The organism is Acrocarpospora phusangensis, assembly GCF_016862995.1.
GTDB classification, from domain to species: domain Bacteria; phylum Actinomycetota; class Actinomycetes; order Streptosporangiales; family Streptosporangiaceae; genus Acrocarpospora; species Acrocarpospora phusangensis.
In genome coordinates this window covers 1-10386 of the sequence record NZ_BOOA01000145.1, presented here as the reverse complement: position 1 = coordinate 10386, position 10386 = coordinate 1, and the positions used below count along the sequence as shown (strand labels likewise).

Annotated in this window: 11 protein-coding genes; 6 read left to right on the top strand and 5 right to left on the bottom strand. The window is 71.8% G+C overall.

Annotated elements, in window-relative coordinates; translation table 11 throughout:
• The 3 genes from Aph01nite_RS39790 to Aph01nite_RS39780 form a co-directional block, all read left to right on the top strand.
• Positions 1-1242 (top strand): thiamine pyrophosphate-dependent enzyme (locus tag Aph01nite_RS39790; protein WP_204046267.1); only part of this gene is annotated, 1242 nt, incomplete at its 5' end.
• Between the two features lie 17 nt (positions 1243-1259).
• Positions 1260-2720, top strand: coding sequence for a benzaldehyde dehydrogenase (locus tag Aph01nite_RS39785; RefSeq protein ID WP_204046266.1), 1461 nt, complete (start codon positions 1260-1262; stop codon positions 2718-2720).
• A gap of 42 nt (positions 2721-2762) precedes the next feature.
• Positions 2763-3920, top strand: a complete 1158-nt coding sequence (locus tag Aph01nite_RS39780) for a CynX/NimT family MFS transporter (protein WP_239162331.1) — start codon at positions 2763-2765, stop codon at positions 3918-3920.
• Between the two features lie 217 nt (positions 3921-4137).
• Here Aph01nite_RS39780 and Aph01nite_RS39775 read toward each other — a convergent pair whose 3' ends face one another.
• On the bottom strand, positions 4138-4671 hold the full coding sequence (locus Aph01nite_RS39775) for a cysteine dioxygenase (protein ID WP_204046264.1): 534 nt from the start codon (positions 4669-4671) through the stop codon (positions 4138-4140).
• A complete protein-coding gene (locus tag Aph01nite_RS39770) occupies positions 4668-5558 on the bottom strand; it encodes an amidohydrolase family protein (protein ID WP_204046263.1) in 891 nt (296 codons plus the stop codon). The genes Aph01nite_RS39775 and Aph01nite_RS39770 overlap by 4 nt, the downstream gene beginning before the upstream one ends.
• Before the next feature lie 148 nt (positions 5559-5706).
• On the opposite strand from Aph01nite_RS39770, the gene Aph01nite_RS39765 reads away from it, so the two are divergent.
• Positions 5707-6693: a LacI family DNA-binding transcriptional regulator gene (locus Aph01nite_RS39765; RefSeq protein ID WP_204046262.1), complete on the top strand. Its 987-nt coding sequence runs from the start codon at positions 5707-5709 to the stop codon at positions 6691-6693.
• Here the strand turns inward: Aph01nite_RS39765 and Aph01nite_RS39760 are convergent.
• The gene (locus tag Aph01nite_RS39760) at positions 6676-7977 is read right to left on the bottom strand and encodes an aromatic amino acid lyase (RefSeq protein ID WP_204046261.1); all 1302 of its coding nucleotides are present in this window, start codon (positions 7975-7977) and stop codon (positions 6676-6678) included. The two genes, Aph01nite_RS39765 and Aph01nite_RS39760, sit on opposite strands and share 18 nt — an antisense overlap.
• Complete coding sequence (locus Aph01nite_RS39755) at positions 7964-8338, bottom strand: phage holin family protein (RefSeq protein ID WP_204046268.1); 375 nt, start codon at positions 8336-8338, stop codon at positions 7964-7966. Before Aph01nite_RS39755 ends, Aph01nite_RS39760 begins: the two co-directional genes overlap by 14 nt.
• Positions 8339-8484: 146 nt before the next feature.
• On the opposite strand from Aph01nite_RS39755, the gene Aph01nite_RS39750 reads away from it, so the two are divergent.
• A complete protein-coding gene (locus Aph01nite_RS39750) occupies positions 8485-8784 on the top strand; it encodes a hypothetical protein (RefSeq protein WP_204046260.1) in 300 nt (99 codons plus the stop codon).
• 2 nt (positions 8785-8786) lie between these two features.
• On the opposite strand, the gene Aph01nite_RS39745 is transcribed toward Aph01nite_RS39750, so the two are convergent.
• Positions 8787-9602, bottom strand: a complete 816-nt coding sequence (locus Aph01nite_RS39745) for an FAD:protein FMN transferase (protein WP_204046259.1) — start codon at positions 9600-9602, stop codon at positions 8787-8789.
• Positions 9603-9702: 100 nt separating this feature from the next.
• Here Aph01nite_RS39745 and Aph01nite_RS39740 point away from each other — a divergent pair, with 100 nt between their 5' ends.
• On the top strand, positions 9703-10098 hold the full coding sequence (locus Aph01nite_RS39740; RefSeq protein WP_204046258.1) for an OsmC family protein: 396 nt from the start codon (positions 9703-9705) through the stop codon (positions 10096-10098).
• Positions 10099-10386: the final 288 nt, after the last annotated feature.

Genomic DNA, 10386 nt, shown 5'->3' with positions numbered 1-10386 from the left:
GGGGACTACCCGGTCTGGGTGAACCAGCCGGCGCGGGCGCAGGACGTGCCCGGAGCCATCGCGCGGGCCCGGCACGAAGCCGTGACCGGCCGGGGGCCCGCGCTGGTGATCGTGCCGATGGACGACTGGGACGCGCCCGCGGAGGACCTGCCGCCGGCCGCGCCGTCGCTGCTGGTGCGGGGGAGGGGGGTCGACGACGGGGATCTCGCCCCGCTCGTGGCGTTGCTGGACGCGGCGGCGTCGCCGGCGCTGGTGGTCGGGGCCGGGGCGGACTCCCGGGCCGCGTGGGACGCGCTGGTGGAGTTGGCCGAGCTGCTCGGATGTCCGGTCTGGCAGGAGTCGTTCGGGGCGCGGGCCGGGTTTCCGCAGGACCACCGTCAGTTCGCGGGGATCCTGCCCGCGGACCGTACGCGGCTGCGGGGGGTGCTGTCCGGGCATGACGTCGTGCTGGCGGTGGGGGCGCCGGTGTTCCGGCAGTATCCGTACGAGCCGGGCCCGCTGGTCGAGCCGGGCACCACGGTCGCGGTCATCACCGACGATCCCGCCGAGGCGCACCGCAGCCCCGCCGACCTGGCGCTGCTCGCCGACCCGGCGCGGGCCTGCGCCCGCCTCACCCGGCTGGTTCGCCGGCTGGCCGCCGGCCCTCCGGAGTTGATGAAGGTCAGCGGGGATCTGGAGGAGGTGTCGCCGTTGCGGGCCGCGCGTGTGCTGAGCGAGCTCGCCCGCCGCCTGCCGCCCGAGACGATCGTGGTCGAGGAGACCCCGTCGTCCCGGCCCGACCTGCACCGGCTGCTGCCGGCCCGCCGCCCGCTCGGGTTCCTGTCCGCCGCCATGGGCGGGCTCGGCTTCGCGCTCCCGGCCGCCGTCGGCCTGCGCATGGCGCTCCCGGACCGGCCGGTCGTCGCCGTCGCCGGGGACGGCTCCGCCCTCTACGGCATCCAGGCGCTGTGGAGCGCCGCCCACTACCGCGCCGGCGCGCTGTTCGTCATCCTCGCCAACGGCAGGTACGCGGTGATGGACCGGCTGGCCGAGCGCGGCGGCCGGGGCAAACCGCCCTGGCCCCCCTTCGACGAGGTCAGCCTGGCCGGCCTGGCCGAGTCCCTCGGCTGCCCCGCCCGCCGGGTACGCGATCACGACGAACTGATCGCCGCCCTGGACGAGATCGTGCCGACGTTGAATGCTCGGGAGGAGCCACTGCTGCTCGACGTGGCCGTGGTTCCCGACACCGAATTCCGCCCTTGAACCCCGAGGAGGATCACATGTCGCTCATGGACCCCAAGATCTGGAACGGTCAGATCTACAGCAACGGATGGACGAGTTCGCACGCCGGTGACGCCGTCGTCGTGGAGCCCGCCACCGGCCACGAGATCGGCCGCATCGGCGTCGCCGACGCCGAGGACGTCGCGACGGCGGTGGCCACCGCCAAGGCCGCGCAGCGCGAGTGGGCCGCGACCAGCTTCGAGGAGCGCGCCGCCGTGCTCCGCCGGGCCGGTCTCCTGTTCGAGCAGCACGCCGAGGACATCCACCACTGGATCATCCGGGAGGCCGGGTCGATCCCGCCCAAGGCGGGCGTGGAGACGCACGTCGCCTCCCAGGAGTGCTACGAGGCCGCCGCGCTCGCCTCCGCCCCCATCGGCGAGATCATCCAGACGGCCAAGCGCCGGATGAGCCTGGCCCGGCGCATCCCCGTCGGCGTCGTCGGCGTCATCTCGCCGTTCAACTTCCCGCTCATCCTCGCCACCCGCTCGGTCGCGCCCGCGCTCGCCCTCGGCAACGCGGTCGTGCTCAAGCCCGACACGCGAACCGCCGTCTGCGGCGGCGTCTCGCTCGCCCAGGTCTTCGAGGAGGCCGGCCTGCCGCAGGGCCTGCTGCACGTGCTGCCCGGCGGCCCCGAGGCGGGCGAGGCGCTGGTCGCCCACCCCGACGTGCCGGTCATCTCCTTCACCGGGTCCACCGCCGCCGGGCGCAAGGTCGGCGAGGCCTGCGGACGGCTGCTCAAGCGCTCGCACCTGGAGCTGGGCGGCAACTCGGCGCTGATCGTGCTGGACGACGCCGACCTGGACCTGGCCGCGTCCGCCGGAGCCTGGGGCTCCTTCCTGCACCAGGGCCAGATCTGCATGACCACCGGACGCCACCTCGTGCACGCCTCCATCGCCGAGGAGTACGTGGCCAGGCTCGCCGAGAAGGCCGACCACCTCCCGGTCGGCAACCCGGCCACCGACCAGGTCGCCCTCGGCCCGCTGATCTCCGCGGGTCAGCGCGACAAGGTGCACGCCCTGGTCACCGGTAGCGTGGACGGCGGCGCCCGGCTGGCGGCGGGAGGCACGTACGAGGGCCTGTTCTACCGTCCGACCGTGCTGGCCGGGGTGACGGCCGACAGCCCGGCGTACGCGAACGAGGTCTTCGGGCCGGTCGCTCCCGTCCTGCCGTTCAGCACCGCCGAGGAGGCCGTCGCCCTGGCCGGCGCCAGCGAGTACGGCCTGTCCCTCGGCATCCTCAGCCGGGACGTGATGAAGGCCGTGGACCTGGCCGAGCGCATCCCCTCCGGGATCGTGCACATCAACGACCAGACCGTGGACGACGAGGCGGTGGCGCCCTTCGGCGGCGTCGGCGCGTCCGGGTCCGGCTCCCGGTTCGGCGGCGTACGGGCCAACGGCGACGCTTTCACCCACACCCAGTGGCTGACCATGCAGGGGGAGATCGCCGGATATCCGTTCTAGCCCGGTTGCTAGGGTCTGTTGCCCATGAGGCGTTCGGGGTGGTTGCTCCTTACCATTGGGTTCGTCCTGGCCGCGCTGAACCTGCGGCCGGCCCTGGCGGGGCTGTCACCGCTGCTCGGCGCGATCATGGACGACCTCGCGCTCGGTCCGGCGGCAGGCGGGGCGATCACCACCGTGATGGTGGTCTGCCTCGGCCTGCTCGGACCGGCCGGCCCCTTCCTGTCCACCCGGTTCGGCCTCGACCGGGCGCTCCTGGTCGGGCTGCTGGTGCTCGCCGCGGGCGCGGTCCTGCGCAGCTCCGACGGCCTGGCCGGCCTGTACGGCGGCGCCGTCCTCGTCGGCACCGCCATCGCCATCATGAACGTGGTCATGCCCGGCCTGGTCAAGCAGCACTTCCCCGACAAGATCGGGCTGGTCACCGGGGTCTACGTCTCCTGCCTGGTCACCGGCGCCGCGGGCGCGTCCGCGCTGGCGGTCCCGGTGGCCGACGCGTACGGCTGGCGGATCGCGGCCGGCTCCACCGCGCTGCTGGCCGTGGCGGCGGCCCTGGTCTGGCTGCCCCAGGCATTACGCCCGATCCCGGTGGTGAGCGCCGGCCCCCGCCCGTTCCTGCGCCTGATGCGCAGCCGCGTGACCTGGTACGTGACCGTGTTCATGGGCGTGCAGTCGATGTCCTTCTACATCATGCTGGCCTGGCTGCCGACCATCTTCCAGGACGCGGGACTCGCCGCCGACCAGGCCGGATACCTGCTCAGCCTGACCAACCTCATCCAGATCGCGGCGACCCTGTCGGTGCCGGTGCTCGCCGGCCGGGCGCGTTCCCAGGTGCCGCACGTGACCGCGGCGGCCGTCCTGACCATCGCCGGATACCTGGGAGTGCTGCTGGCCCCGGCCACGCTGCCCTGGCTCTGGATGATCATCCTCGGCATCGGCCAGGGCGCGTCCATCGCGCTGGCGCTGCTGATCATCACGCTGCGGGCGCCCGACCCGGCCTCGGTGACCGCGCTGTCGGCCATTGCGCAGTCGTTCGGCTACCTGCTCGCGGCCCTCGGGCCTTTGGTGATCGGCCTGCTCAACCAGCTCACCGGCGGCTGGACCTGGCCGCTGCTGCTGGGCCTGGCCGTCTGCGTGCTCCAGCTGGTCGCGGGAGTGATCGCCGGCCGCCCTGTCGTGGCCGAGAAGGGGCGATCACCGGGCTGACCCGGCTGGGGCGGCGGAACCTGTGGGGGTCCACCGCCGAGGCGTTCGCCCACCCGCTGCTGGAGAGCGGTCCCTGCCAGCGGGCGGCGGAGCTGTTACGGTCGATCGGCCGCCCGGTGGACGGCCTGATCGAACCGCACGAGGACGGGTACCGGCGGCGGACCTGCTGCCTGTGGGTGACCCTCCCCGACGAGGAGGCGTGCTCGACCTGCTGTGTTCAGAGCGGGCGCAGCTCGTCGGCGTAGCTCACCGACTGACGCCGCATCATCCCGTCACCGCTGATCGAGTACTGCCCGAGCCGCCATAACGGCGGCGAGTACGCGTGGATCGACACGCTCCCGTGCTCCGCGCCGGTGAGCCGGTGGATGTGGTCGGGCCCGAAGTTGAACGAGTCGCCCGCGCTCACCGACACCTCCAGATGCTCCCCGCCGATGCGCGGATTGCACTCCTTCAGCGTGCCGCTGACCACCCGGACCGCGCCCGAGGAGATGTCGTGGTCGTGCCAGCCGGTGTCGTCCTCCGGCCGCCAGCAGAGCAGCCACACGTCCACGTACGCGTCTCGGTAGAGGGAGGCGTAGTGGCGTCCGCCGTCCTCCGCGCCGTCGAAGCCGAGGTGCTCCTCCCACAACTCCGGCCGGGCGGCCAGGTCGTTGACCAGCTCGGAGAGCTCGCGCCGGTCGAGCGCCCGCGCGGGCAGGCCGTCCAGCGGAGTCGTACATGTCCCAGGAACCGGGATTGTGGGCGTGCTCATGAGGGCGACTCCTTTCGGGACAGCAACCGGGCCGGGTTGGCCACCTGGATGGCGTGGCGGGCGGCGTCACCGAAGTCCAGCGGCGCCGATTCGGCATAGGGCAGGTCGGAACCGTTCACGACCACGTCGATGCCGAGTTCGCGGATGACGGCGTCGATGGCGCGCGGCCCGTAGGAGGAGGTCTCGACGAAGACGCCGGAGTCCACCAGGCCGCGGCCGGAGCCGCCGCGACTGATCTGCCGCTCGGAGTGCAGCGGGGCGAGCCCGGCCAGCAGCGAGAAGCAGACTTTGAGGTCCGGGTGGCGGGGCCGCCCGAAAGCTTGGAACGCGTACCAGGACGCGTGCATCTGCTGCACGTACGGCACGACGGCCGGCCACCACGAGGGTGTGCCGGGGCTCGTGGCCGGGCCGGGGTGGACGAACAGGGGGAGGCCGCGGATGGTCAGTTCGTCCAGGAGGGGGGCCACGTTGGCCAGGCCGGCCTCGTCGGAGATCGCCGTCGCCGGGAGCTGGAGGCCGGCGAAGCCGGCGTCGAGGGTGCGGCCGAGCCGTACCGAATCGATATCGGTTACCGGAGCGGACGCCCACGCGCGGAACGGCGCGGGGAGGGCGGCGGCGCCGGTGTGGAAGGCCTCGATGAGGGGCCAGGCTTCGGCGGCGGGGAGGTGCTCGATGCCGAGCGGGCTGGACAGGGAGACCAGCGCGAGGTCCAGGCCGGCGTTGCGCTTGACCCGGAGATCGACGTCGTGGTCGCCGGGATCGACCTGGTAGGGAGGCTCGCCGTCGAGGAGCAGGGTCCAGCCGTCCAGGTACGGCGGCTGGGTGCGGCCGCGGAGCGCGGCGACGAAGGAGGACGGCCAGATGTGCTGGTGCACGTCTACGCCCATCACGCCTCCCCGATAACCCCTATTCCCGACTCACAATACAGGTTATCTGCGCCAGGGTGGAACAACCCTGAAGTTAAACGGTTCACTGATACGATTCAGTGAACCGTTTCACCTGATTTGTGTCAAGAAGCGGGCGTAGGCTGATCTGATGCCTCAGCGCAAGAGGGCGACGATCCGCGAGGTGGCCAAGGCGACCGGCCTGTCACCGGCGGCGGTCAGTTACGCCCTGCGGGGCATGCAGGTCTCCGAGGAGACCCAGCGGCGGGTCCGGCGCGCCGCCGCCGAGCTGGGCTACGAGGCCGACCCCATCGCGCGGGCGCTGGCCAGCGGCAGAACCGGCATGATCGGCGTGCTCTGCGGCTCCCTGGAGGACCTCTGGCAGCAGTCGCTGGCCGTCGGCATCGGGCGCACGCTGCGGGAGAAGGACCACTACGCGCTCATCCTCGACGCGGCTGGCGACCCCGACCGGGAGAGCACGCTCGCGCGGCAGCTGCGCGGTGTGGACGGCCTGATCGTCCAGCCGGTGGACCCGGCCGCCGCCTTCTGGGCGCAGCTGGCAGACTCGCTGCCGATCGTGGTCATCGGCGACGCGCTCAAGGACGCGCGGACCGCCGCCGAGGTCGTCTTCGACAACCACAGCGGCGTCACCATGTCGCTGGAGTACCTGCGCGCCATGGGCCACCGCCGGGTCGCCGTGCTCACCCCCACCCGGGCCGGCACCCCGGACCGGCCCGCCGACCGGCACGTCACCGACGAGGCCCAGCGGCTCGGCCTGGAGATCGAGGTGGTCACCTGCCCGCAGGGACTAGCCCCGGCCACCGAGGTGGCCCGCGCGATCCTCGGCGGCCAGGACCGGCCGACCGCCGTCTTCTGCTTCTCCGACTCCATCGCGTACGGCGTGCTGATGGCCGCCAACGCGCTCGACCTGCACGTGCCCAGGGACGTGTCGGTGATGGGCTACGACGACCATCCGATGTCGGAACTGCTGGGGCTCACCAGCGTGAACTGGAACCTGGACGGGATCGTGCAGGCCGCCGTCCGGCTGGTCATCGCCGCCGCCGACGGCACCATCCGCCGCCGCCGCATCACCCAGGAGCCGTTCCTGCGCGACCGCACCTCAGTCGGCGCCGTCTAGCCGCTTCCTGGCCGCCTCCACGTCGATCGGCCGGTCGGGCTCGGGCCCGCTCAGCGCCCGCTCGGCCGCGACCAGCTCACAGGCCAGCACGATCTCGTACGGCTCCCGCGCCGCCAGGCACGCCCGCGCCGCCTGGGTGGCGAAACCCGCGTGGTCCTCCACGCCACGGGACAGCACGGCGGTGCCCGTCGTGACCGGCGTGGCCAGCTGGCGGAGGGTGGCGAGGGCGTCGTGGGCGACGTACTCCAGGATGAGCAGGCCGGAGGCGCCCTCGGCGGCGGCCAGGAACGGGAGCCTTCCCGTGTAGGAGGGTTCCATCAGGGTGGCGAGCCGGGCGGCGGACAACGACGCGGTCTGCGTCAGGGCCGCGCGCAGGGCGTCGAGGGCCAGGGCGATCGGGCCGGTGTGGAAGTTGCCGTTGTGGTGGGCCTCAGTGGTGACGAGGGGGTTCTCCAGGGCGGAGTTGATCGCCGTGGTGACCGTGTCCTCGGCGTGGCGCAGGGCGGTGAGGGCGGCGCCGTGGACCTGGGGGCAGGCGCGGTAGCCGTACGGGTCCTGGATGCGGGCGGGGCTGAGGGCGGGGAGCAGGTCGCGGAGCGCGGCGGCGACCGCGGCGGAGTCCGCGGTGCGCTGGACGACGGCGGCGAGCGGTTCGGCCGAGGCGTGTACGGCCTGCCAGGAGAGGGCGGCGATTCTGATCGACGCGTCCAGAAGCCGGCGCAGATCGGTGATCGCGAGGGCGGCGTCGGCCAGGGTCAGGGCGCTGGAGCTGATGAACGGGAGCGCGTCGGCGGAGGCCAGGGGGAAGGCCGGGCCGTCCCAGGGGATCTCGCCGCGCAGGCAGAGGGCGGTGATCGAGAGGGCGGTCAGGTCGCCGGTGCCGATCGCGCCGTACTCCCGGACGGGCGGGCGGGCCCGTCCGTTGATCGCCTCCGCCAGGACCGGCAGCAGCGCGGGGTCCAGGCCGGAGCCGCCCGCGAGCAGCTGGTTGAGGCGGACCGCCAGCATCGCCGTGGCGCGCTCGGGCCCGATCAGCGGCCCGGCTCCGGCCGCGTGGCTGCGCAGCAGGTCAGGGCCGGGATCGTGGACGGTCACCTGCCGGTTCGCGCCCACGCCGGTGGTCCGGCCGTACACCGGGCCGGTCAGCTTCCTGGCCGCGCGCCAGGAGCGCTCGGCCGCCTCGGCCGGGCCGAGCCCGACCAAGGCATGGCCAGAGCCGATCGCGCTGACCTGTGCGCAGGTCAGCGAGGTTCCGTCGAGCGTGACGCGATCAGTCGTTGACACCGAGGATCAGGTCGAGCAGCCAGGAGACGATGCCGATGATGATCGCTCCCCAGAACGCCGCCCAGAATCCGGCGACGTGGAACGGCAGGTCGATCTGCTCGGCGATCCAGCTCGTCAGGTAGAGCAGGCCGGCGTTGACGACCAGCGCGAACAGGCCGAGCGTGACCACGTAGAACGCGCAGCCGACGACCTTGATGATCGGCTTGAGGAGCGTGTTGATGATTCCGAAGATCAGGGCGACCGCGAGGAGCGTGCCGATTTGCTTGGCGGTGTCGCTGCCGCCGACCGTGATGCCGTCCACCACCTGGGTGGCGACCCAGAGGGACGCGGCGACAACCAAGATCTTGACGATGACCTTAATCACAGCTGTGATCCTTCCACGCTCGCAGCCGGTTTGCGCCTGCGTGGAGCGGATAGATGGAGCTGCGCCATAACGCGATCATAACGTCACACAATGTGCATAAGCGGTCATTCTGGGGAAAATCACTAGATGGGGGTGGGTGAGAGATGGACGTCGATGAGCTGGCGCAGCTGTCCGCCAAGGAACTGCACGACCGCGCCGTACGGTACGCGGTCCGGCACGGCGACTTCGGGTTCCTGTGGGACCTGCTGAAGGTGATCCCCGCGGCCGAAGCCGCGAGCGGACACGCCGACGAGACCGCGAACGATCTCAGCCGGGTGTCCGCGCTGCTCAGCGATGCGCTGGGGGCCGGTGAAGGCGAACTCGGCGAAGCCCTGCGGCCGATCTACATCGACTACCTGGCGCGCCATCCGGACGCGCTCAAGAACTCCGGCGAGGACGTCTGACCTTATCCCGCCATGCTCTCAGGGGCGTACGCGAGAAAGCCCGGAGTGGTCACGCCCGCGCCGTCGGAGGTGATGATCAGCACGTCGTACGGGGTGGCCTGGGTGTCCTTCGGGAGCGCCAGCTGGCGGGCCAGGTGTTTGGCGCGGGCCGGGCCCATCGCGAAGAGCGCCGCCGCGTACGCGCCCGCGTCCGCCAGGTCCGGGCCGAGCACGGTCACCCCGGCGATCCCGTTCGTACGGTCCGGGCAGTCGTAGGAGGCGACGGCCAGGTCATGCGCGAACAGCACCGTCCGCATCGCGTGGCTGCTGTGGTCGCGCAGGCCGCGCAGCCGCTCGCGCCGGCTCCGGATCGGATCGCGTACGCCGATCCGCCACGGCACGCCCGGCCGGGCCGACCCACGCACCCGCACGTCGCCGCCCGCGCTCACGCAGTGATCCACCGCGCCCGCCGCGGCCAGTGCCCGCGACACCCGCTCCACCGCCCAGCCCTTCACGTAACCGGCCGGCGCCGGCTCCTTGCCGATCGAGGCGCGCAGCTCGCTCCGGCGCTTCAGCACCTCGGCCAGCTCCGGAGCGCAGTCCGTGAGCGAGATCTCGTCCCGGGCCAGCCGGCTCACCTGGCTGCCCGCTTTGCTCGCGTCGAACGTCTCGTCCACCCAGCGCAGCCAGGTGAACGCGTCGTCCAGCAGCGGCCGCAACTCCCGCTGCGGGAGAGCCGTGCGGATATCTATCCCGACCGGGGTGCCCATCACCATCTCGACACGATGCGCCCCGGGGAAGCGGGCACTGCGGTGGGCCGGGCCTTCGTTGATGTTCATCCGTCTCCTTCGCTCTGCACCCAGAGGTACGCGGGAGCTCCGGATCCTGTTCACGGCCACTCAAAAGATCTCAAAACGATCTCGGAGTACTGTGCTGGCTATGGCGCCTGTACACGTGGAACGCACCCCAGAAGGATTCGTCGCCTCCAACGAGCGCGGCGCGCACCTCAAACTCGGCAGCACCACCGAGGAGGGCGTCTTCAGCCCCGTCGAACTCCTGCTCATCGCCGTCGGCGCCTGCAACGCCGTCACCGTCGAACCCCTCACCGCCCAGCGCGGCCACCGCCTGCCCCGCCTCGCCGTGACCATCGACGCCACCCGCGCCGAACCCACCCTGCTCGACACGGTCACCGTCACCTACGAGGTCGAGCTTCCCGAATCTTTGTCCCCCGAGAAGTTCGCCGAGATCGCGGAACGCGTACACCACCGGCACTGCACGGTCAGCCGATCCCTGGAGAAGGGCACACAGGTCAAGCTCATCCTGCCGGAGGCCTGAGATACAGACCAACTATCCACCCGTTCATGACGACTTCCATAGAGTCGGTTCTGTACGGTGGAAGCAGGTCAAGGGGGCTGGAAAGCCGCCACACAGGCTATATGTCACACGGATGCGGGAGGGGAACCGCGTCCCAAGCGGGGGAACCCGTCCAGGCAGCCTTTGGGGGAGGGCGCCTCGGCGGTACCGCTTAGTGAAGTCGGGACCGGACAGTTGGGGGACTGTCCGGTCCCGACTGTTATATGGCCGAGCCTCCGGCTCGGCGGGCTTGGCCGCCGGGGAGCCGGT

Coding starts and splice junctions, on each gene's coding strand:
- Aph01nite_RS39785 (WP_204046266.1), top strand. CDS start 1,260: ATGTCGCTCATGGACCCCAAGATCTGGAACGGTCAGATCTACAGCAAC.
- Aph01nite_RS39775 (WP_204046264.1), bottom strand. CDS start 4,671: ATGAGCACGCCCACAATCCCGGTTCCTGGGACATGTACGACTCCGCTG.
- Aph01nite_RS39770 (WP_204046263.1), bottom strand. CDS start 5,558: ATGGGCGTAGACGTGCACCAGCACATCTGGCCGTCCTCCTTCGTCGCC.
- Aph01nite_RS39765 (WP_204046262.1), top strand. CDS start 5,707: ATGCCTCAGCGCAAGAGGGCGACGATCCGCGAGGTGGCCAAGGCGACC.
- Aph01nite_RS39750 (WP_204046260.1), top strand. CDS start 8,485: ATGGACGTCGATGAGCTGGCGCAGCTGTCCGCCAAGGAACTGCACGAC.
- Aph01nite_RS39745 (WP_204046259.1), bottom strand. CDS start 9,602: ATGAACATCAACGAAGGCCCGGCCCACCGCAGTGCCCGCTTCCCCGGG.
- Aph01nite_RS39740 (WP_204046258.1), top strand. CDS start 9,703: ATGGCGCCTGTACACGTGGAACGCACCCCAGAAGGATTCGTCGCCTCC.